General features: G+C 62.2%; 25 protein-coding genes and 2 pseudogenes. 6 read left to right on the top strand and 21 right to left on the bottom strand.

Annotated elements, in window-relative coordinates:
- Window positions 1-126: 126 nt before the first annotated feature.
- From GO615_RS24475 to GO615_RS24465, 3 genes are read right to left on the bottom strand one after another with little or no spacing between them, the layout of a single operon-like run.
- Window positions 127-858 (bottom strand): hypothetical protein, encoded by a 732-nt coding sequence (locus GO615_RS24475; protein WP_169132478.1) that lies wholly within the window; start codon window positions 856-858, stop codon window positions 127-129.
- Window positions 859-877: 19 nt separating this feature from the next.
- Window positions 878-1,495, bottom strand: coding sequence for a phospholipase D family nuclease (locus GO615_RS24470; RefSeq protein ID WP_013723328.1), 618 nt, complete (start codon window positions 1,493-1,495; stop codon window positions 878-880).
- Window positions 1,496-1,517: 22 nt separating this feature from the next.
- Complete coding sequence (locus tag GO615_RS24465) at window positions 1,518-2,369, bottom strand: DNA cytosine methyltransferase (RefSeq protein WP_246262443.1); 852 nt, start codon at window positions 2,367-2,369, stop codon at window positions 1,518-1,520.
- Between the two features lie 104 nt (window positions 2,370-2,473).
- Between GO615_RS24465 and GO615_RS24460 the strand changes: the two genes are divergently transcribed.
- The 3 genes and pseudogenes from GO615_RS24460 to GO615_RS29555 all read left to right on the top strand — a co-directional run bounded on the left by GO615_RS24460 (window position 2,474) and on the right by GO615_RS29555 (window position 6,985).
- A complete protein-coding gene (locus GO615_RS24460; protein ID WP_044402914.1) occupies window positions 2,474-5,389 on the top strand; it encodes a Tn3-like element IS1071 family transposase in 2,916 nt (971 codons plus the stop codon).
- A 143-nt stretch (window positions 5,390-5,532) separates the two neighbouring features.
- A pseudogene (locus GO615_RS24455) lies at window positions 5,533-6,687 on the top strand (IS91-like element ISCR8/ISPps1 family transposase); the annotation flags it as partial.
- A gap of 187 nt (window positions 6,688-6,874) precedes the next feature.
- Window positions 6,875-6,985 (top strand): Sua5 family C-terminal domain-containing protein, encoded by a 111-nt coding sequence (locus GO615_RS29555; RefSeq protein ID WP_211167342.1) that lies wholly within the window; start codon window positions 6,875-6,877, stop codon window positions 6,983-6,985.
- 26 nt (window positions 6,986-7,011) lie between these two features.
- On the opposite strand, the gene GO615_RS24445 is transcribed toward GO615_RS29555, so the two are convergent.
- Window positions 7,012-7,440 (bottom strand): cupin domain-containing protein, encoded by a 429-nt coding sequence (locus GO615_RS24445; protein ID WP_169132477.1) that lies wholly within the window; start codon window positions 7,438-7,440, stop codon window positions 7,012-7,014.
- Window positions 7,441-7,559: 119 nt separating this feature from the next.
- On the opposite strand from GO615_RS24445, the gene GO615_RS24440 reads away from it, so the two are divergent.
- Both GO615_RS24440 and GO615_RS24435 read left to right on the top strand, forming a co-directional pair.
- The gene (locus tag GO615_RS24440; RefSeq protein ID WP_169132476.1) at window positions 7,560-8,531 is read left to right on the top strand and encodes a LysR family transcriptional regulator; all 972 of its coding nucleotides are present in this window, start codon (window positions 7,560-7,562) and stop codon (window positions 8,529-8,531) included.
- Window positions 8,532-8,581: 50 nt separating this feature from the next.
- The gene (locus GO615_RS24435) at window positions 8,582-8,854 is read left to right on the top strand and encodes an HNH endonuclease (protein ID WP_169132475.1); all 273 of its coding nucleotides are present in this window, start codon (window positions 8,582-8,584) and stop codon (window positions 8,852-8,854) included.
- A gap of 26 nt (window positions 8,855-8,880) precedes the next feature.
- Here the strand turns inward: GO615_RS24435 and GO615_RS24430 are convergent, their stop codons facing one another.
- Both GO615_RS24430 and GO615_RS24425 read right to left on the bottom strand, forming a co-directional pair.
- On the bottom strand, window positions 8,881-9,348 hold the full coding sequence (locus GO615_RS24430) for a carboxymuconolactone decarboxylase family protein (protein WP_169132474.1): 468 nt from the start codon (window positions 9,346-9,348) through the stop codon (window positions 8,881-8,883).
- Between the two features lie 59 nt (window positions 9,349-9,407).
- On the bottom strand, window positions 9,408-9,968 hold the full coding sequence (locus tag GO615_RS24425; protein WP_281358751.1) for a sigma factor-like helix-turn-helix DNA-binding protein: 561 nt from the start codon (window positions 9,966-9,968) through the stop codon (window positions 9,408-9,410).
- Between the two features lie 110 nt (window positions 9,969-10,078).
- Between GO615_RS24425 and GO615_RS24420 the strand changes: the two are divergent.
- A pseudogene (locus tag GO615_RS24420) lies at window positions 10,079-10,525 on the top strand (Tn3 family transposase); the annotation flags it as partial.
- 206 nt (window positions 10,526-10,731) lie between these two features.
- On the opposite strand, the gene GO615_RS24415 reads toward GO615_RS24420, so the two are convergent.
- The 15 genes from GO615_RS24415 to GO615_RS24345 form a co-directional block, all read right to left on the bottom strand.
- The gene (locus tag GO615_RS24415; protein WP_246262442.1) at window positions 10,732-10,842 is read right to left on the bottom strand and encodes a DNA cytosine methyltransferase; all 111 of its coding nucleotides are present in this window, start codon (window positions 10,840-10,842) and stop codon (window positions 10,732-10,734) included.
- 3 nt (window positions 10,843-10,845) lie between these two features.
- Window positions 10,846-11,067 (bottom strand): hypothetical protein, encoded by a 222-nt coding sequence (locus GO615_RS24410; RefSeq protein ID WP_004637279.1) that lies wholly within the window; start codon window positions 11,065-11,067, stop codon window positions 10,846-10,848.
- 210 nt (window positions 11,068-11,277) lie between these two features.
- On the bottom strand, window positions 11,278-11,778 hold the full coding sequence (locus tag GO615_RS24405) for a hypothetical protein (protein ID WP_013723327.1): 501 nt from the start codon (window positions 11,776-11,778) through the stop codon (window positions 11,278-11,280).
- Complete coding sequence (locus GO615_RS24400) at window positions 11,775-12,812, bottom strand: DNA-binding protein (RefSeq protein ID WP_004637284.1); 1,038 nt, start codon at window positions 12,810-12,812, stop codon at window positions 11,775-11,777. The genes GO615_RS24405 and GO615_RS24400 overlap by 4 nt, the downstream gene beginning before the upstream one ends.
- Window positions 12,779-13,459, bottom strand: coding sequence for a hypothetical protein (locus tag GO615_RS24395; RefSeq protein WP_148262999.1), 681 nt, complete (start codon window positions 13,457-13,459; stop codon window positions 12,779-12,781). Before GO615_RS24395 ends, GO615_RS24400 begins: the two co-directional genes overlap by 34 nt.
- An 856-nt stretch (window positions 13,460-14,315) precedes the next feature.
- On the bottom strand, window positions 14,316-15,278 hold the full coding sequence (locus tag GO615_RS24390) for a replication initiator protein A (protein ID WP_013723326.1): 963 nt from the start codon (window positions 15,276-15,278) through the stop codon (window positions 14,316-14,318).
- 113 nt (window positions 15,279-15,391) lie between these two features.
- Window positions 15,392-15,703 (bottom strand): addiction module antidote protein, encoded by a 312-nt coding sequence (locus GO615_RS24385; RefSeq protein WP_004637272.1) that lies wholly within the window; start codon window positions 15,701-15,703, stop codon window positions 15,392-15,394.
- Window positions 15,700-16,029 carry a type II toxin-antitoxin system RelE/ParE family toxin gene (locus GO615_RS24380; protein ID WP_009277737.1) on the bottom strand — a complete coding sequence of 110 codons (330 nt, stop codon included), beginning with the start codon at window positions 16,027-16,029 and terminating at the stop codon, window positions 15,700-15,702. Before GO615_RS24380 ends, GO615_RS24385 begins: the two co-directional genes overlap by 4 nt.
- A 67-nt stretch (window positions 16,030-16,096) precedes the next feature.
- The gene (locus tag GO615_RS24375) at window positions 16,097-16,477 is read right to left on the bottom strand and encodes a TrfB-related DNA-binding protein (RefSeq protein WP_004637276.1); all 381 of its coding nucleotides are present in this window, start codon (window positions 16,475-16,477) and stop codon (window positions 16,097-16,099) included.
- An 80-nt stretch (window positions 16,478-16,557) separates the two neighbouring features.
- Window positions 16,558-17,850, bottom strand: a complete 1,293-nt coding sequence (locus tag GO615_RS24370) for a ParB/RepB/Spo0J family partition protein (protein ID WP_013723325.1) — start codon at window positions 17,848-17,850, stop codon at window positions 16,558-16,560.
- Window positions 17,851-17,862: 12 nt separating this feature from the next.
- Window positions 17,863-18,645, bottom strand: a complete 783-nt coding sequence (locus GO615_RS24365) for a ParA family protein (RefSeq protein WP_009242144.1) — start codon at window positions 18,643-18,645, stop codon at window positions 17,863-17,865.
- A gap of 28 nt (window positions 18,646-18,673) precedes the next feature.
- Window positions 18,674-19,093, bottom strand: coding sequence for a hypothetical protein (locus tag GO615_RS24360; RefSeq protein WP_009242145.1), 420 nt, complete (start codon window positions 19,091-19,093; stop codon window positions 18,674-18,676).
- Between the two features lie 155 nt (window positions 19,094-19,248).
- Window positions 19,249-20,235: a DNA primase gene (locus GO615_RS24355; protein WP_013723324.1), complete on the bottom strand. Its 987-nt coding sequence runs from the start codon at window positions 20,233-20,235 to the stop codon at window positions 19,249-19,251.
- A 3-nt stretch (window positions 20,236-20,238) separates the two neighbouring features.
- Window positions 20,239-20,616, bottom strand: a complete 378-nt coding sequence (locus tag GO615_RS24350) for a hypothetical protein (RefSeq protein ID WP_009242147.1) — start codon at window positions 20,614-20,616, stop codon at window positions 20,239-20,241.
- 9 nt (window positions 20,617-20,625) lie between these two features.
- Window positions 20,626-20,898, bottom strand: a complete 273-nt coding sequence (locus GO615_RS24345; RefSeq protein ID WP_009242148.1) for a hypothetical protein — start codon at window positions 20,896-20,898, stop codon at window positions 20,626-20,628.
- Window positions 20,899-21,066: the final 168 nt, after the last annotated feature.

Below are 21,066 nucleotides of genomic sequence, written 5' to 3'. Positions count from 1 at the left end.
CAAGCGGAGCGCGCAGCGCCGGCACGGCGCGGAGGCGTCAGGGATTGACGCCCGAAGGGGCGAGACGCCGCAGGCGGCTCGATGCGCAGCACGAAAGCCCGGCCCCGCAGGGGAGACGCCCAGGGGTTAATACGGCGGGTCGTCATCCAAGCTGTCATCCACAGCCGGAAACGGGTTAATCCGGTAGCCCAAGTCTTCAATGGTACGGGCGTTGTCGGGTAGCTTGTCACGCATCCAAACCGGGATGCGGCCCTGCGCGAACAAATTGCACTCGGTCGGCTCTCGATCAGCGGTCAGCCACTCAACACGGAATGCCTGCCCGCCGAAGCCGATTCCCTCGCCAAGCACATTCCAGGTGTAATGCACGCCCTGGTAGATCACGCGCTGAATATCGGTGGCGTCGGCCAGCTCGGCCCAATAGGACTCCAGTTGCGAGACGGCATCCGATTTCGCCCGCTCGATCCGGGCCAAGGTGTCGGCGTCAAGGGTCGGACTGGCAGAAAAGGACAGGACTTGACGCCAGCCAGCGGCCGCATCCTCATGCGTGAAACCAGCGTGGATTCGCAACGGCTGCTCGGTAAAGCAATGCCGGGTTTCGCGCGTGTCATCGTTGAGGTGGATTTCCACGGACTGCCGCTTCGCCCGCAACCAAGCCGTTCGCGCGGCCTGCTCCAAGCGGTCAGCCTCGCCCTTCGCGGCCCGGCCTTCCGCATCGAGGCGGGATTGTTCGGCGCTGCCATCTTCGGCATCCACGCAGCGCAGAAAAACAGCGCGATGATGCGCTTTCGCGTCCTCCCAAGCCTGGAATTCCTGGGGGACGGCGTGCGGGGCGTCAATGAGGAAAAAATCGACGGTCATGATGTTCTCCGAGTTCCTGTTAATACCGGGCACGGAAAGGCTCGGATTGCCGCCAGTTGCGATCAAAATGGGCCAGATATGCCTTGGCCAGCGCCGGATTATTCCAGTTCACCAGGACATTCTCCGAATTCACGCGCGCGGCCGCGTCGGAGTAGTTGAAGCTCCCCAGCTCGACAGTCTGGCGATCCACGATCAGCACCTTGTCATGGTGGATCGGGTAAGCGGAAATTACGCGCACGTCGCAGCCAGCTTCAGCCAGCGCCGAAAGGGCCGCCCGGCCCTTTCCGCTCCGGTCGTCGGTGACGTTGTTCTTGTAGTCGGCCACCAGGGAAACGGCCACCCCGCGCTTGGCCGCGCGCAGCAGCGCGGCCACCACGCGCGGGCTGGTGAAGCTGTAGGACAGTGCCTTGATGTCTGTCTTCGCGGAGTCGATGACGCGAAGCACCAGGGCCTCGGCCCCGCCTTTGGGAGAAAAGCCCACCTCGATGGAGCCGGCCGCAGGCACGGATACGGGCGCGGCTGTCTCGATGGCATCGGCCAGCTCGCGCAGCACGCCGGGCTTGTAGGCGGAAGCGGAGCCGGCCCAGCTCAAGGCGAGGCCGGCGAGGATCACAGGAAGGAAGCGAGAGGGTTTCATGGGGTAGCTCCAGGAAGTTCGATCAAGCCGCAAGGCGCAGCTCGTTGAGGAAGTCAGCGGCCACCACGGGGCAGACGGCATTGCCCAGCAGGTGCATGGCATCGCGGTGGACGTTGGGGAGGACGTAGGACGGCGGAAAGCTCATAGCGTCCCGTGCCTCGGGCACGGCAAGCATTCGCATCCGGTCGCCCTCGATCACGGCCCAGCGGTCGCGGGTCGTGATGGTGCCGACAGGCCGGTGGATGCTGCGGCCAGTGAGGCCGCTCCCGCTGGAGTAGTACGGGATCAAGAAGCGGTCGCCGTGCGCAGCACGGCCCGCCGCGATCTGGCGCAGCGTCTTTTCGCTGCGCCTGGGCGTGGCGATCGGACTCCACGGGTGGGCATCCCACTGGATCACGTCGGCAATGGGTCGGTGCTCGCGGCGCGGCAGGCTCAAACGCAGCGGCCGCCGCGAGCGTGTGCAGACCAGGAACAGGCGTTGCCGGTTCTGCGGCACGCCATGATCGGCCGCATCGACCAGATGCGGCGAAACGGCGTAGCCCAGCCGGCGCAGCGCATCGCGCCAAGCCGGATAAAGCACCCACTTCTCGAAGTCCGGCACGTTCTCGACCAGGATCACCGGGCTGCGGTGATATTCCGCGCAAGCCACCACGGCCCAAGCCGTGCTGCGCAGCGCGTCATGGTGCGGCCGTTCGCGGCCTCTTGCCCTCGAATGCCCTTGGCAGGCTGGCGAAGCCAGCACAACATCATGCGCGGGCACCGCGCGCCAGTCGGCTTGCTGAAGGTCTTGGCACTCGTGCCAAGTGTCCGGGTGGTTGGTCTGGTGGTACTGAGGGGTCTCCTCGTTTTCAGTGCAATAAGTGACGGTACGCAAAGCTAGCACTGGCGCGGGGGTGGTCTGGGTAGACCGTTGATTTCATTGACTTTCCTGTTCGCTTTGTAAACGGGTATGGTGGCCTCCCACTTTTGAGGTTCACGATGCAGGGTTGGCACACAACGTTTTTGGGGATGCGTGGGCTCCCCCGCGATATCAGCGACTTCGAGATGAAGGCATTTTTCACCTTCGATGGTGCCGAGCGCGACGCAATCAATGCACGCCGAGGTGATTCCCACAAGCTTGGTCTGGCGCTCCATATTGGTTTCCTGCGCATGAGTGGGCGTTTGCTCGGTGCCTTTCGGGTAATTCCAGTAGCCTTGTGGCGCCACCTTGGCAACGAGCTTGGCATTGCAGCACCAGAAGTCGCCTCGCTGAGAGCCATGTATGAACGCGGGCGCACGCTATTCGATCACCAACAAGTAGCCTGCACGGTCCTTGGATTCCAGTGGATGAGCGAGCACCAGCGCCGCTCACTGGTACGTGAACTGCGCGACGAAGTGGCGCGCTGCGCCGACCGCGATCAGCTACTCGTGCGGGCGCGTCAATGGCTGTACAAGAACAAGCTGGTGATCGTGCACGAGCGGGCAATTCGGACACTGATTGCGGCGGCACTTGCCCAGCTTGAAGTTGAAACAGGCACCGCCATCGCCGCCAGCGTTGATCCAGCAACACTTGATCGCTGGCGAGCCTCAGTTTCAGAGCTGCGCCCAGATGGACAAACCCAGCAGAGTTGGCTATGGGCTGCACCGGCGAAACACTCAACCCGCCAAATCAGCGAGGTACTGGAGCGCATCGACCTGCTTTACACGCTGGACGTTCATAAGCACCTGGCAGACATCCCCGATCTCATCTTGCGCCGCTACGCGCGCCGACTTGTCTCCAGGCCGCCCTCAGCCGGAGCCAAGATCAAAGAGCCAGCGCGCACCGTGGAGGTCGCATGCTTTCTTCGGTATTGCCTGTTCACCACCACAGACCAGTTGATCCTTATGGTGCAGCGCCGGATCGCCGATCTGTGGCGTCAGGCTGCCGCCGATGTCCCCGCTACCGTCAATTGGGCCGCAATGTACAAAACGCTGCTCGGCGAACTTGTTGCCTTGAGCGCGCAAGGTGCGGTGCCAGATGCTGAGTTGCGTGCCCGTCTTGAAGCCTTGATCACCGAAACCCAGAAACGCAAACCACCGAGCAGGGCCTCCCTGGTCCGCGAGGGATTGATTGATGGAATTCGCCCCGTGCGGTCGTTGCTCGTCGCCATTGCAAAGCTGCCCTGGCAGGCCACCGGCGAGCATCCTGCCATCGAGTACCTTGCCAAGCTGCAAGCTTTATATCTCAAAGGATCCAGAAAGCTGCCAGTTGAAGTGGTGGCACCAAGTCTGGGAATGATCTGGCAGGTTTCGATCTCCAGCCCAGACCGGGAACGGGCGTTTCAGGCGTTGGAGGTGGCCACCCTGTTTGCCCTGCGCCGCGCGGTGCGCAATGGCTCGGTCTGGATTGAGCACAGCCTGAGCTTTCGGGGTCGTGCGCGCTTGTTCTTCACGGACGAGCGTTGGCAGGCAGAGTCCAAGAAACACTATGCCCGTCTATCGTTACCCAGCAAGGCTGCCACTTTCTTGAAGCCTTTGCTGGCCAGAGTAACTGCCGGTGTCGATGCGGTGGCCGCTGCAGCCCGCAGTGGCGTACTGCGCGTGGATGATGAACTCCATTTGTCGCCATTGCCCGCAGAGGACGAAGACCCAGAAGTGACCAAGCTGCGCGCGGCTTTGGATCACCGCATCGGTGAGGTTCAATTGCCGGAAGTGATTCTGGCCGTTGACGCCCAGGTGCGCTTTAGCTGGATCATGCTCGGACGTGAGCCGCGCTCTACCGACGAGCTGCTGATGGTCTATGCCGGCATCATGGCCCACGGCACCAGTCTGACTGCGGTCGAATGCGCGCGCATGATTCCGCAATTGTCTGCCACCAGCATTCGCCAGGCCATGCGCTGGGCGCGGGACGAACGGCGTCTGAGCCAGGCCTGCCAGGCTGTGCTGGAATTCATGCAGCGACACCCGATTGCCGCCACCTGGGGGCGGTCCGATTTGGCATCTTCTGACATGATGAGCATGGAGACCACCAAACGGGTGTGGCAAGCCCGGCTTGATCCTCGGCGCAACACACCTTCCATTGGAATCTACTCCCATGTAAAAGACCGGTGGGGCATCTTCCATGCGCAGCCCTTTGTGCTCAATGAGCGCCAGGCGGGCGTGGCCATTGAAGGTGTCATCCGCCAAGAAAAGCTGGAGACCAGCCAGCTTGCTGTGGATACCCATGGCTACACCGACTTTGCCATGTCACATGCCCGTTTGCTTGGTTTTGATCTTTGCCCGCGGTTGAAGGAACTCAAACAGCGCCACCTCTTTGTGCCACGCGGCACCAAAGTGCCCGCAGAAATCGCTGCGGTGTGCGAAGCCAATGTCGACGTCGCTTTGATCGAAAAGCATTGGGATAGTCTGGTGCACCTGGCAGCCTCGGTCATGAGCGGACATGCCAGTGCGGTGGCAGCTCTTGCGCGGTTCGGTTCTGCCGCCCAGGGCGATCCAATCTATGAGGCTGGCGTGCAATTGGGGCGGTTGCTGCGTACGGCGTTTTTGGCTGACTACTTTGTCAAGGACGCTTTCAGGAACGAGTTGCGCCGGGTGCTCAATCGGGGCGAGGCTGTTAACGCCCTCAAGCGCGCCATTTATACCGGCCGGATCAGCCCGGCGCAGGCCAAACGTGTCGATGAAATGCAGGCTGTGGCCGATGCGTTGAGCCTGATGGCCAACATCGTGATGGCGTGGAATACCTCACAGATGCAGGCGGTCCTGGATCGCTGGTCGAACCGCCGCCAGGTCATTCCACCGGAACTGATCGGGAAGATTGCGCCCACCAAGCTGGAGAGCATCAACTTGCGGGGTGTGTTTCGCTTCCCGGTTGACCGCTATGCTGACCAAATCCTGCCTTCGCGGCCAAATGCATCGATAACTGGCACCAATGGATGAAACCGACCACGGTTTGACGCCACGAATCGCAGATTTGAAAGTGAACAGGAAAGTCAATGAAATCAACGATCTACCAACACCACCTCCGCGCCAGTGCTAGCTTTTCGTACCGTCACTTATTGCACTGAAAACGAGGAGACCCCTACTTCATGCAACGCGACGGAGCGGTGCTGAGCATGGTGCTGCGCATCTTTCTGCGGGTGATCGCACAAACTCTGCAGACCCACAGCCCCGGTGCGGCCCATATGGACAAGGCAGGCCTGCACATCGGTGCCATCGCCTTCATTCACCGATTCGGCTCCAGCCTCAATGAACACGTCCACTTCCACGTTTGTGTGGTGGACGGGGTGTTTGAGGAAGTGGAGGGCGAGGGCGATGCTGATGCGACCCCTCGAATCTCATCGCCGGGTGTCATCTTTCACGCGGCCACCGGCATCGATGCGGCTACCGTGGCCCCAGTGCAGACCACACTGCAAAAACGCATCCTGCGCGCCTTCGTTGCTCGGGGCCTGCTGGAGAACTGTGACGCCAAAGACATGCTGGGCTACAAACACAGCGGCTTCTCGGTGGACGCCGGTGTCTGCATCGAAGCCCACGACCGCGCTGCGCTGGAGCGGCTGCTGCGCTATTGCGCGCGTCCACCGTTTTCCATGGAGCGCCTACGCAAAGAGGGAAGCAAACTGGTGTACCGCTGTGCCAAACAGCGCAGCGAGCCCACCAGTGACAAGCGTGGTGCCAAGGCAGATGAGCTGCACCTCACACCGCTGGAACTGATCGACCGCATCGCCGCGCTGGTGCCACCGCCACGCACCCACCGGCACCGCTACTTTGGTGTGCTGGCACCAAACTCGCCGCTGAGAGCGGCGGTAACGGCGCTGGCTCAGCCTGCTGCGTCGCAACCAGCCACGGTGGAGACTGCACAACCTGGCGCGGGCGTACCTGGGGTGGCGGCGCCGGGCAACGCGGCCACACCCACACCCGAACCTGAAGCACGCCCGAAGCGAGCGGCGCATTACTTGTGGGCGGTGCTGATTGCCCGCATCTACGAGGCATTTCCGCTGCTGTGCCCCATGTGCGGTGGGCAGATGCGCATCATTGCCTTCATCACCCACAGCGCCGAAATCCGCCACATCCTGAACCACATCGGGGTGGAGTCTGCCCCCCCGCACATCACCCCGGCACGCGGGCCACCGCTGTGGGAGGGCTGCGACGCGCCGGTGGATGATGGTGCGCAAGGCGAGCCGGATTGGGATCTGGCAGCTCAACCCGACGAGGTAGACCAGCGCGTCAATTGGTGACCCAGTGAAGCGGCGGTATCCATCGCTGCGGGGAAGCAGCTGCGCGCGCGCCAGGCCCAAATGCATACTGCCTCCCAAGCTCTTGCCATTGAGCGGCAAGCGAGCGCTCAACCTTCCTTGGCCGAACGTGTTTCGAGGCCCAAAACTCGTGCCATACTTGGCCTCATGCGGTTGAATTTCCTATCCGTTGCGCGATTTTGACGCCCAGGGCGTCAAGCTGATCTGGATTGAGCACCCGCCCGGGACGGCGGAATGGGACGGCGTGCGAGACCGCCTGGGGCGGGCTGCGGCGAGCTGAACCAGCCTTGCGCGTTTCACAGCGCCTCACTTCTTCAATGGTCGCGGAATGGAGCGTCCCTTGTCCTTCTCGGCCACGATGAACTCCACAAAGCGCAGATTCTCCGTGGTACTCGGGTTCCAGTGCGAATGGATGGTTCCGGTCGGAACGAACAGGCTCTCCCCGGCGCGCAGCGTGACGGGCGGCTTGCCGTCCTCCTGAAAGATCCCCGTGCCGGACAGGATATGGAAGGTGATCGCCGCCGGGTGAAAGTGCCGGGGGTTGATCCCGCCGGGTGCATATTCCGCCTCGAAGACCATCACTTCCTGGTTGGCCGTATTGGGCAAGACGCGCCTGAGCAGGGGCTCGTGGGGTATGGCGCCCTGCTTCACCTGGGCGGACGGCATCTCTTGTGCCGGCGCCGGTTGCAGCATGGCGCCGAGAACCATGGCCAGTAACGCAAGTGGCTTCTTCATTTGAATCTCCTGGTTGAATCTTTGTTGGATGACAGCCTGGACGGTAGCATCGTGGGTATCTGTTGTGTATCGTTTTTTATCCATCGGATATAACTGTACGGTTTCAACAAGGAGTGCGCATGAAGTCTGTCGATGCCATCGTCCGGCGGGTCACGCTGCGGGAACTCCGGCTGCTGGCCGCCATTGCCCATTCCGGCAGCATCCTGAAGGCGGCGCAGGAGGTGGGCCTGAGCCAGCCCGCGCTATCGAAAGCCCTGGCCGACCTTGAAGAGACGCTGGGCGTGCGTTTGTTCGACCGCACCAACCGTGGCGTCGAGCCAACGCCGCACGGCAGCGTCTTCATCCGCCGGGCGCTTGCGGTGTTTGACGAGATGCGCCGCGGGGTTGAAGAACTCAAGGTCCTCACGGATTCAACTGGTGGCGAGATTCGCATGGGGGGCACGCCCACGATGTGCGGCGGATTTTTGTCGCATGCGGTCGCCAGCATGGGAAGCGAGCGACCGGGCATCCGCTACAAGCTGCTTGAACTGGAGTCCGAGAGGCTGGCCATGGAGGTCAGGAACCGTTTGATTGATATCGGCATTGGCCGCGAGCCGCCGGTTCGCCCGGATGGTGAGTTGTCCTTTGAACGGCTGTTTGACGACCCGCTGTATGTGGTCGCGGGGGCCGACCATCCGCTGGCCCGGCGACGCCGCATCACACTGGCCGATCTGGCGGACCAGCGCTGGGTGCTGCCGATGCCGCAGACGCCTGTCAGCGGACAGCTACGCGCTGCTTTCGAGCGTCAGGGGGCAGCGATGCCGGAGTCCATTGTCACCAGCATGTCCGTGCTGGTTCGCCATGAATTGCTTTCGACGAACCGCTTCCTTACGGTACTCTACGGGTCGATGCTGCAGTTCGGCAACATGCCTTCCAGTCTGCGCATCCTGCCTGTGGAACTGTCTGCGAGACTGTCGATTGGCGTTTACAAACTGGAGGGGCGAACGCTCTCACCCGCTACAGAATTGTTCATTGAAAGCATGAAAACCTTTGCCGCGCGCATGCGTACGGTCAGCGTCGACATGCTCCAGCGTGCGCTGCGGGAGCGCTAGACGGTGCGTGCGGCAGGGCGCGCTTTTCGTATTTTTGATCCAGTTTATCCATGAGCAAACTCTCCCACACCCGCGACAAGATCTACAGGACGGTGGCCCGCCAGATGCATGGCATCGTGCCCTGCTGGGTTTGCGGTGAACATGTGCTGCCCGAGGCTGCGACGCTGGAACATATCCAGCCTTTAAGCGAAGGCGGCAACAGCCACGCTGAAAACCTGGCCATCAGCCATGAAGCCTGCAACAACCAGCGCCACGCCAAGGGGCAGGTCACCCTCTCCGGGGCCATGGATGGCCGGGTGCAGCGGCGTACGGTAAAAACGTAAACGCCGCCGGCCGCGGCATCACGCGATCAGGCTTGCGCCTTGAGCGGCAGGGCCTGGACGGGCAGCTTCATGCCGACGCCCAGGCGATTCCATGCATTCATCTGCGCGATGGCAAATGTCAGCTCGGCCACTTCGCGCTCGCTGAAATGGGCGGCCAGCGGCTCGTAGTCGGCATCAGGCGCCTGGGTCTGGGTCAGCAAGGTCAGGCTTTCCGCCCAGTTGAGTGCGGCGCGCTCGCGTGCGGTGAAAAAAGCCACTTCGCGCCAGGTGAGCAGGCTGTTGATGCGCTGAAAGGTTTCCCCGTCCGCGAGCAGGTCGCGCGCATGCAGGTCCAGGCAATAGGCGCAGCCGTTGACTTGCGAAACGCGCAGGTAAACCAGGTCCAGCAGGGGTTTGCCCAATGTGGATTTGCCCACGGCGGTGGTCACGGCGACCATGGCGCGTAGGGCTTCAGGAGCCAGCTCTCGGTGGGGCAGGCGTGCAGTCGTGTTCATGAAAACTCCTTGTAGATGAAGATTCAGGAATTTGAACCTTCACCTGCAAGACGCGACGCTCAGGTCATTTGTGACAGGACTCGTGCCAGCTTGTGTGGATTGCGTTGTGTGCGGATCTCGGTGACCAGGCCGTTCTCGAAATAAATCGCCTGTACTGATTCCAGCTGCCCATTCACAAAACGCAACAGGCCGGGCGTGCCGTTGATACCGGCAATCTCGATCCGTATGGCATCGCCGTGGCGGCGTGCCACGGCGTAGTAAAGCTGCGCCAGCCGCTGGGCACCGCGCACTATCTTGCCAAAGGACGGCACCACGCCGCCGCCATCGCTGATCAGGGCCGCGTCGTCGCTGAACAAGGCTTTCAGCGCAGCCATGTCGCCGCCCCGTGCCGCCGCGGCAAAACGCTCGAGCAATTGCAGGTGTTCCTCGCGGCTGACGCTGAAACGGGTTTTCTCGGCGCGAACCTGGCTTTTGGCGCGGCTCACCAGCTGGCGGCAGGCAGCCTGGGTTTTTCCCAGTGTTTGTGCGATGTCGGGGTAATCGGCATCAAACACTTCCCGCAATAAAAATGCGGCGCGTTCGTCCGGCGTCAGTTTTTCCAGCACCGCGAGAAAGGCCAGGGAGATGTCGCCAGCCAGTTCCAGCAGGTGCTCGGGCGAATCCGGGCCATCGGTGAGCAGGGGCTCAGGCAGCCAGAAGCCGGTGTAATGCGCGCGTTCGGTCTTGGCTGCGCCCGACCCGGCTGGCGCAGGCTATCGCCGAGTTCGGCCGGATCGACAAGACTCTGCACACGCTAACCTACATCGATGACGAAGCGAAGCGCCGTGACACGCTAACCCAGCTCAACCGTGGCGAAGGGCGGCATAGCGTTGCCCGCGCTGTTTTCCATGGCAAGCGAGGCGAGCTGCGGCAGCACTACCGTGAAGGGCAGGAAGACCAACTCGGCGCGCTTGGTTTGGTACTCAACATGATCGTGCTATGGAACACAAGCTACATGGAGGCCGCATTGAACCAGCTGCGCGCGGATGGCTTCGAGGTCCGCGATGAGGATGTGGCGAGGCTCTCGCCGCTATTGCATGAGCACATCAACATGCTAGGCCGGTATTCGTTCTCGGTACCGGACGCGGTGGCCAAGGGCGAGTTACGGCCATTGCGCAATCCGGCGAGCGACGAGTAGGCCGCGAACCCGGCCTTAACCCGGCCTTAACCCGGTTTTACGTTCCACTGCACCTCAAACCCCAAACCGACCACGGTTTGACGCCACGAATCGCAGATTTGAAAGTGAACAGGAAAGTCAATGAAATCAACGATCTACCAACACCACCTCCGCGCCAGTGCTAGCTTTTCGTACCGTCACTTATTGCACTGAAAACGAGGAGACCCCTACTGAACAGCGAGCGGCCAATGGTTTGCGGCCCACACGACGCGCGCGCCGGCAAGGCGCGCGCCCTCGGTGAAGCCACCGGCCCCCGCAAAGAGGTCGATGCAGCGCATGGGTCAGAATTCCGTGGTCAGGGTGCCATCGGGGAGGCGCTTCATCAGGTCGAAGCCGTTATCCGTCCCGCCGCAGCTCTCCAGCTCCTTCAGCGCCGCCTTGAAAGTGTGGTGGTCGCTCCACACGTCTTCGGCATCGGTGCCGGCGTTCTCAACGATCACCCATTGCGGGTAATCCGTGGCTTGGGCGGTGGTGTTGGCCTGGGCGACGTGGGCGGTCTGCATGGTCGTTTTCCTTATGCGGAAGGGTTGAAGATGGTCTAAGCGGCTGGGGTCTGGTCTGCTCACCGTCACCCCTGCCGGGGCATCGCCTCATCACTGAAGCAATGCCTATATTCTACCCGTCAAACTATTGACCGTCAATAGATATTGGCGTTTATTTGCTTTCATTGTGAAAGCAAATAACACGCAAGCGCGGACTTTCGCGCGCGAAAGTCACCGCAGGGCGAAGCCAAAACGGTTGTAGAGGTAGAGGCCAGCGAGCGTCAGCGCCCCGGCCACGGCTGCACCGCCCAGGGCGTGCCACCAATCGCGGCCACTCGGCCACGTCGCCAGCAGGCATTGCACCGCCAGGAGCTTCAGGCCAAGGCTGGGCCACGCCAGAGCGGGCCAGCCAGCGGAATGCCACAGCAGGCCGGCGCTCAACGGGATGAGAAGGAACGGCGCGAGGGCCACGGGAACCGCATTCCACCAGCGCAGGCGCATGAACAGCACGCGCCCCAGCAGCAGCTCCCCGTCAGGCATCCGGCGCGGCAGGATCGACATGGAAACCGGGCGCGCACCAAACAGCCAGCCGGCCATCCAGTGCATAGCCTCATGGGCCAGCGTGCCAGGCAGCGCGGACAGGGCGTACAGCCACGTCCAGCGCCGAACGGTGCGGGTCGCCACCAGCATGACCGCGAAGCTGGCCAGATGCAGCCACGCGGAGCCGATCATGTCTTGTCAGCCTTCTTTGCGGTGAAGCCCCGGATGGTCGCCTCTTGACTGGCGACTTGACTGCGCAGCGCGTCGAGTTCCCCTGTCACCCGGCCAAGTTGGGCGGCCGCATCGCGTGCCTCTTTGCGCGCCTCGTCCAGCTCGGCCTCCATGCGCTGCTTGGAAGTCTCCAGCTTGCCGATGACCTCCACGCTGCGCTGCTTCTGGTCGTGCAATGCCTGCTGGTGAGCATCTTTCAGTCGCCCCACCTCGGCATCATGCTGGGCACGTTGAGCAGCCGCCCCTTCGGCGTGCTCTTTCCGCGCCGCCGCCAGCTCGGCCGCTCCTTGATCCTGCACTCGCGCAAGTTCACCGCGAACTTGGGCCAGCTCGCGCTCCAAGTCTGCCGCTTGCTGGGAGAGTCGGGCCACGTCCGCGCGCTGGGTGGAAAGCTCGGCTTCCACCGTCCGGCGCGCAGCCTCCGCTTCATCACGCCGCGCACGCTCGGCCTTCAGGTCGTCATGCACCTCATTGGCCCGCTTCTCCAGCTCTGCCGCCCGTGCTTCACCAGCCGCAGCCCGTTCGGTTTGCGCAGCCACGTCGACTTGAAGGCTGGCGAGTTGGTCGGTCAGCTCGGCGGCTTGCCGGCGTGCTTCATCGCGCTCGTCCTCTCGCTTCTCGGCCAGGGCCAGCGCCTCCGCTGTCTCGGCTTCGAGTTCCTGACGCACCCGCTCCAGGGATTCACGCTCGGAGGCCAAGCGGCCATTGGCAAGCTCTAGGGCCACGCCCCACATGTCCGAAGCCCAGCCCTGCACCTTGTCGAGCACAACCTGGGGCGCGGCCTCGCGTACCGGCTCGGCCGACTCGGCAGCCTTGCGGCGGGCCTTCCAGGCGCGCAGCACCGGGCCGATGGTGGCGTAGCTGCCGCCCTTCGTGCTCGTCCACTTCGCCAGCAGTTCGCGCACCGTCTCGTTCGTCGGGCGCATCCCCTCTGCCGCCAGTTGTTCGGCGGCTTTACAGATCAGTTCTTCCGTGATGATCGCTTCGCTTGCCATGACAGGCTCCTTTCGGTTGATTGTGTTGTTTGTTGTTGTATGTTGTATTTTACAGCAAACAACAACAAACGCAACAGGCGAAGTGCCGGTCGGGATCGGCCGCCGTCGCCCTTGCCTTCGGCGTGCCGGCGTCGAGCTGGTGGTGGAAGCAGGTCGGTGGCCACCTCGGCGGCCGTCCTTCTGGAAAAGCCCCCGATAGACGAATCGGGCGCGTCGGCCCGAGCCTCGAATGGCTCCAGGCCGGGAAAAATGGGCAAGTTAGCCAGGATCAGGCCGATTTCATGCGTGCTGGCACTCGAATTCGACCGCCAAGCCCCGGAAACAGAGCCTTCGCGGGCAGTGATTCGTCTATCGTGTTCACTTTCGCCGGCAGGCATCCGGCTCGCATCGAGGCGGCCGCCGTAGGGCAGTGGCTGGCCAGCGGTTCGCATGAGCTGTTCAGCAAAAAAATCGACCGCACAGAACGCGCTACAAGCGATTTTTCCGGGTGTCCGAGGGGTCAGGGCTGGCCAATGGTCAGAAAACGCCGTAGCGGGCCTCCTGCGCGGCCATTTCAGCCCTTTTAAGCCGTCATGCCCATCGCGGAAGGCTTCGCCCCTCCCTTTTGAAGACTTTTTGACGGTTGTGTAGCAGGGACGGTCTTCCACGGCGCGCAGCGCGCCCGGTTGAGCGGCCGGCGCGGCCGTAGGACGCGGCGGGCGTGATTTATCCGGTGTCTTAGCGCCCGTAGGGTGCCCCGCTTGCGGGGCAGGTCAGGACGGCCGCTTGCGGACGGCCTGAGCCGCTTAGACCGTGGTTGCAGGGCGGTGGAGCACCCCCGCCCGGCGCAGCCGGGCTTTGTAAGCACTCGCGCCAAGGGCGCGCACGACTTGGGGTGAGGCCGAAGGCCGAGGGGCAAAGCCCCTGGGGGGATGGGAGGACGGCGAAGCCGGCCGGGAGGGTTCGAGAAGGGGGGGCACCCCCCTTCGGCGGCGTTAAAACGTTAAATAAGAAGGCGTTAAAACGCGCGCGCGTGTTACGCTGTGGATAAGCTGTCGTAAGTCCTTGTCGCGTAAGACTTTTTCTAAGTGGCATGTACGCCGATAGACGAGAAAGCTGTACGCCGATAGACGAGAAAAACGTACCGCGATAGACGAGTGTTTGTACGTCGATAGACGAAACGGCCGGTTTTTCTGTGGATAAGTAGCCAAATGTACGCCGATAGACGAGTGTTTTTGGCAGTATCGGATGCTTTCAGCGTGGCAGCAAAAAAGGCGTTTTCGGATGCTTCCGGGCTAAAAATCCAATGCTGACGCGGGTTTTTCGGTAGTTTTGTCGCACAGGGGTGTGCGGTGATAGACGAGTAAACCGTACCGCGATAGACGAATTCGCGCAGTTTGGCAAGAAGGCGAAATGTACGCCGATAGACGAGTCCGGGCCGGCGCTGGCCAGGGGGCCACGATGGGCGGTTGAGGCTCTGCCGGTGGTCAAGCTGGGGCAGTGCGGCGAGCCTCTGCATGGGCGTCAGGTCAGCTTTTTTTGCAAGAAGTAGGACACCCAGGACAGCTTGCCGGCCTTGTTGGCCTCGCATACCAGTTTGGCGTTATCGCGGGTCATGATGACCAGTTTGTTGGGCTTCACGGACTCGTCGAGGAACATCCGGTAGTCGGGCAATGGGTCGCGCTCCACGATTTCCTTGATCTCCTGCTTGAAGCGGCGCAAGGTCTGCGAGCTGCCCGTTTTCTCCAGCAGCAACGGCAAGCTGATTTCCCACCATGCCTTATCGCCGCAGTGCTTGCGGGCCAGCTCGTACAAGCGGCGTTCCAGGGCTTGGCCAAGGCTGAAGTAGTCTGGGTGTAGCGTGAGGATGTCGAAGTCCATTGCGGCCCGGTAGAGCCATTCAGAAATTGTCAGTTCCAACTCCAGCGCGCCCTTGCCGTTCTTCGTCCAGGTCGTCACGCGGTAGTCTTCGATCAAGCCGAAGCCTTCGAGCTGTTCCTTCTCGTTCGTCTTGACGTTCGTTTCAATGGTGGTGCCCTTCAAGCGCCGGCACATGTCCACCACGCGCTCGTAGGCCGCGCCTCCGGTGCTGCGGCGCGTTCCCAGCAGAAACGGGTACACGTCCACGCGGACACGGCGCGAAACCTTGATGCCAGCATCGTGCCCTCGCACGATCTGGCTGATGCAGTAGATCAGGATGTCTTTGTCGAAGACTGTAGCCGCGCCCACAGCGGACGGGATGATGCGAATGCTCCGGCCTGCACGCGAATAGACGCGGATGCGCGTGTCGCGGTTCTTTGACAGGGAGAAGATGGGGTACTCCATTGAGGACACATCATCTTTAACGGGCCAATCATGGATCGCCTCAAGCACCACAAACAGGTCAGGTTGCACGGCGCTGGCCAGGATGTTCCCACTTGCCGGCTCATCGCCTCGCCCAAGTGGAAAAAGTGTTGCGCTTTCGCTGTCTGTGTTATGATGGGACATTCATTGCTCCTTATGTGTCTCTTGCTGCCAAGCGGGTTGATCCGTTAGGGGTTGATGATGGTCTTTGAAGTGCCCGGCCTGCTCGCCGGGCATTTTCTTTTGTGCGTTCCGATTCATGCCGTGGCATGGTGCTGGCCGACTGGCTGCACCGCCAAGCGCAGGCCCAGCGCCTTGAGCACGGCAGACAGGCTGCGCAGCTCCGGGTTGCCCTGGGGCGACAGCGTGCGGTAGAGCTGGTTGGCATTCAGCTCGGTTTCTTTGGCGATAGCGCGCACGCCACCGCGCGCTTGAGCCATCTGGCGCAGCGCCACCAGTAGATCGGCCGGTTCTCCATCCAGGAGAAGCTGGTTTAGGTACTCGGCCGCAAAAGCCGGGTCTTCCTTGAACAGTTCGGCCATTGCTTCGTCGTGGCTTCGATCCTTCATGCTGACCTCCGTTGCCAGTCTTTCCAAAACCCAATCGCGCGCTCGATGTCGGCGTCCTGGGTGCCTTTGTCACCGCCGCATAGCAGTAGAACTACCACCGCGCCCGCCATCGCGTAATAGACGCGGTAGCCGGGGCCTTGGTCGATTCGCAGCTCCCACACACCTTCGCGGCAGGGCTTGTGATCGCCAAAGTTCCCCGCCTCAATGCGGCCCACGCGCCTGACCACCTGGCCTTTTGCAATCGGGTCGCGCAGCTTCTTCAGCCACTCTTGAAACGGGTCGTGCTCGTCCTCGGTGATGTAGTGCCGAACGGTGAACATGTCCATATTATCGTTTATAAACGACAAAGGCGCAAGGGAGCACCCTGCGCCTCGTCTTGGTTGATCGCGTAGGTCATGGCGCGGCCACCAATAACTTGGCGGCCTTGCGCACGGCGTTCGTGGCCTTATCCAGCGCCTCGGCGCATCTGGCCGCGTCGTCGCACCCTTTCATTGCCTCGGCCAAGGCGGCCAGCTCCAAGGCCAAGGTTTCAGGAAGATCCAGCTCCACGCGAATGGAACTCACGCCCGGCGTCGTAGTTTTCTTGTATGCCCGCTCGATAGTGGCCACGGCTCCGCTGACACGTTGCTTGCTCATACCGTACTCGGTGGCCACGTCCACTTGGGCGCGTCCATCCACCAACACGGCGCGCGCCATTTCACGGGCTTGGTCGCCCATGCGGGTGTCGGCGGCAGCGCGGTCAAAGGCTTGCGGGGTAAGGCGTTTCAGTCTCATTGGGGCCGTCCGGTGCATCAGCGCGGTTTCGCGCGCGAAAGTTGAAAGAGAGGCGGCCAGCGGCCGCCCTCATGGAGAGGTCAGAAACGCCAGCCTTCCGGCATGTCGGGAGAGGCATTCCGGCCAGCGCCCTCGATGTCGGGATGCAGTTCTTCCCACAACTGCGCCGGCGTCTTGTCCTTCAGCTCGCCCTGGAGCTTCTTCAGGTACATGACAGCCCGCTCCGGGCCGATGCCTTCCAGCATCGGCAAGGTCATGGACAGGAACCCTTGCCACAGCACCCACTCGGTTTCGTGCATGTTGTGGCCCAGCGTGGTCATGTGGGTTTTCATGCTGAAGAACTGCGCCTGATTGGCTTCGCCCCACTCGAAGGTTTCTTCCCGCAGCGACAGCAGCTTTTCGTTGGCTCGCTCCTTCTCGGCGGCGGCCTTCTGCTCCGGGGTCAGCTCCATCGTCGGGAGGGCTTGCTGGCCGCGTCCCGAGGCGACGGCCGGGGCCGGTGCGGGGTCTTGGCCGCCGTCCTCGTCCTGGTCGCCGGCATCAGCTCCAGCAGCCGCACGCTCGGCATCCCGCTTGCGCTGTTCTTCCAGCCATGCAGGCGTCTTCTCCGGGGCCTTGTCGCCGGCCTTCTTGGCGTTGTCCAGCTCGATGCGGCGCTGGGCCAGATCGTCTTGCTGCTGCTTCCATGCCTTCATTCTGGCCAGCGTGTTGCGGGCTTCGTCGCGCGACAAGGGCAAGCCCTCGTTCATGCGGTGAGAGAGGCGCGAAAACTCGGTGTGCGTGTCCTCGATGTCGTAAATCTGGTTGAGGCAGTGAAGCACCTCGAAGTCGCCGCACAGATCGTTCTCCAGCAGCTCGCGCACCGGGTCTGCATAGCGGCGCACAGCCATGCGCTTGCTAACCCATGCCTCGCCACGGTTCCAGATCGTCATGGCTTCCTTGGTGCCGTACAGCTCCACGTCTTCGATCACGCCCATTGCTTCCTCGTAGGCGGTCAGGTCGTCGCGGTCGTTGTTCTCCGTGACTTGCAAACGGCGGATTTGCAGCTCGGTCAACCCCTTCTTGATGATGACGGGCACCTTGACCAGCCCAGCCAGCGGCGCGGCGCGGTAGCGGCGCTCCCCGACGATGATGCGGTAGCGGCCGTCCGCTTCTTCATGCACCACCAGCGGCTCGATGATGCCGTTCAGCTTGAAGCTCTCGGCCAGTTCCTCCAGGTTGCGGAACGTCTTGCGAACCTGCTTGACGCTGTAGATGCGCGCCAGTTCGATTTCGGCGTCGGCCGGCTGCACCGGCTTGACGGCGATCTGAGCCACGGCGGACAGCTTGCCCAGGTTGAGGCCGGGCTTTTTGTTGGTTGTGGTTGCGGTCATGTCCTTGTCCTTTTAGATCGCGGCTTTGTCGAAAATCTGGTTGCACACCGCTTTCATTTCGCGGGCGGCCAGGATTTGGCTTTCGCCGCTTTGCACGCGCCACACCGGCCGATCCTTGGCGTACTGCGTGGCTGCGCGGTCGTAAAGCACCCCTTCCATCACCACCTCGCCCAGCTCGTCGCGCAATTGCTCCAGGGCGTTGCGGTCGAAGGCGCGGCGGGTATTGACGCGGTTGGCCAGCAGGCCCAGCGTCACAAGGTCGGCGTTCCATTCCAGTTGCTGCACGCGCGCAATGTCTTCAAACAGGTCGCCCAGGCCGTCGATGGCGTCTTGATCCATCGTGCAGGGGCACACCACGAAGTCAGCGGCGATCAGCGCGGCATACAGCGGATTCCCCAGCGTCGGGGCCGTGTCGATGATGCACACGTCGAAGTCTTTGGCCAGCTTGGCAAGCGCAGCGCGCGGGGCGTGCAGGTCTTCCAGCGGGCGGCTGGCCACGTCCACCAGCTCGCGGTCAGCAGCCACCAGCGCAGCGGACTCCCCGCACGGAAGCGGTTGCAGTTCGATGGCCTCTCCGTCGAACAAGGCGCTACCCGTCAGCGATTGCAGCTCGTCGCCCTGGTCGCCCACGGTACGCTCGCGCAGTGCCCGGAGGGTCTTGCTGAAGTTCTTTTGCGGATCGAGGTCAACGCACAGGACGCGCAAGCCGCGCTCGATGGCGAAGAAAGCCAGGTTGCGGGCAACAGTGGTCTTGCCGACTCCGCCCTTCTGGTTGGCGATAGCGATGGTTTTCATGATCGTTCGTCCTTTCCCTGGTTGTCGATCAGGCCGCCACCGACACGTCGGCAGGCTGGAAGCACAGCTCAAAATTCACCATGACTTGCAGCCAGTTCATAGCGAACATGTTGATTTGGGCGCGGCGCGGATTCACCGCACTGCCGCCCGTGTAGATCACCTGATAACCGAAGGTGTCTTCCATCTCCAGCACCTCGGCCAGCTTGTTGGCCATATCCACACGCAGCTTGAGCCACGGCGCAGGCATTACCGTGCCCTTCTTCTGGTTGTCGTCGGCCAGCTCGATCAGGCGCATGTCACCCTCGGCGGCCGCAATGTGGCAATACACGGCCATGTCGTCAGGGATTCGCGGAGGGGCGCAGAAAACCGCACCAGCGCGGGCGGATTGCAGGCTGGGGATCAGGTCGGCCAGTCGGTCAAAGAGGCGGGCATAAACGGTAGTACGCATGGTCAAAGCTCCTAAGTCATGTTGATGATGGTCTTCGGTGGATCGTCCCTTTCGCGTGCGAAAGATCGGTTCAGCGCCCCACTGTCTGCTCACAGTTGTTTCCGGGGTTCATCGGCCGTCCATCCGCTGCCGATGAGTTGAATTCTACCATAAAACTATTGACGGTCAATAGTTAAAAGCATGTTTTTTTCCAAGCCGCATAAGTCGATCAGCTCGCCCACGGAAAACTTGGACGGCCCAGCAATGGCGGTCAGAATCCGGCACAGCATTGCCGGTGCATTGATCTGCTGGAGACGCGGCGCAGCCATGGCAACCAGCCGCGCCCGGCCCTCGGCGTACTCCAACTGGCAACCCTGCATCGCGCTGGCCAAGAAGAAGCCTTCGAGGCTCGAAGCCTCCAAGGCCAAGTCGTTGAAGGCATCCCCACCCTTGGCGCGCACGTAGCTGTCCGGGTCGTGGTCGCGCGGAAGGAAAAGGAAACTCACGTCGGCCGCGTCGGTGACATGAGGCAGGCACACGTCCAGGGCGCGCGCAGCCGCCCGTCTGCCGGCGTCGTCCCCGTCAAAGCAGAAGATCACGCGCTTGGCCAAGCCCAGCAGCCGCTCCACATGCTGGCCTGTTGTAGCCGTGCCCAGCGTGGCCACAGCGTTCTGCACACCATGTTGGGCCAGACTGACGACATCCAGGTATCCCTCCACCACATAGGCGGTGCCGGTCGCGGCAATGGCCTCGGCCGCCTGGGTCAGACCGAACAGCACGCGCCCCTTCTGGAAAACTTCGGTTTCCGGTGAGTTGAGATACTTCGGCCCGTCGCCTTCGAGCACGCGGCCACCGAAGCCGATCACGCTGCCGGCGTCATCGAGGATGGGGAACATGATTCGGTCGCGGAAGCGGTCATAGCGGCGGCCGCCGTCATTGACCGCAACCAGCCCGGCCTTCTCCAAGGCCCGGTCGTTGTAGTTCGGGAATGCCTCGCGCAGCGCCTGGAAGCCGGCCGGGGCATAGCCCAAGCCATAACGGGCCGCGATGTCGCCGCGCAGGCCGCGCGCCTTCAGGTATGCAACCGCACGATGAGAGGCGCGGAGCTGGCCACGGTAAAACGATGCGGCTTGTGTCAGGTGGTCGATCAAGATGTGGGACATAGTTCAAGCCTTCGGGATGTTGAGAGAGAGGCGGCCGGTGTCGTACATGTGCAGCATGGAGAGGAAGTAGCTCGGATCGGCAGGCCACTTGCATCCCTGCCAGTACGCCAGCAAGGCCCCGCGCACCGGCTCTTGGTAGCCATTGAGGCGCCGCCGTGCCTCGCGCCACTTGTCGGCTCGGCGCTTGCGGTCAGTGGCTTGCTGACGCTCCCATTGCAGCCGGCGAGCCGTCATTTCCTCGTCCACGTCGATCTGCTCGGCCGCCACTTGGTCAGCGAACAGAGGAAGGGCCTCGCGCTCGGCCTTCTGCTTGCGCGCGAAAGCGGCACGCTTGCGCTCGGTGTCGCGGAACTCGTATTTGCCGAAGCGATGGAAACGCATGGCAGGCCCTCAATGGTTCCAGTGCTTCCGGCCGTACTTTCGGCCGGCGATGGTGATGCGATCTTCGGCGTCGATGGGCACGCACTCGCGGCCGCCATCGGCCCGCAACACGGTGCATTGGCCAGCCTCGCCGGTCACGGTAGAGTCGAAGCCGCACACGTAGAACACCCAAGGGCTGTGCTCATCCTCGCGGAACTGAGCGAACCCGTGGAAGTCCCGCTTCAGAGCCACGCCGCTCCGAGGAACATCCGGGCCAAAGTCGAAAGCGCCTTGATCTGCCATGCTGAAACTCCTACTCAACCAATGCCTACATTCTACCCGTCAAACTATTGACCGTCAATAGTTTGTGAGAGAAAAAAGCCTGATTTTTCGCGGGTTCCCGGCTTGTGTTTCTTCGGGGTTCAGGCAAGCTACCTTGGAGCCTCGGGGCGGGGTTTGGGGGCCGGAACA

Origin of the sequence: Aromatoleum evansii, from assembly GCF_012910805.1 — a bacterium.
In the GTDB taxonomy this organism is placed as follows: domain Bacteria; phylum Pseudomonadota; class Gammaproteobacteria; order Burkholderiales; family Rhodocyclaceae; genus Aromatoleum; species Aromatoleum evansii.
Note: the sequence above shows the minus strand (reverse complement) of the source record. Positions and strands in the feature narration are given on the sequence as shown.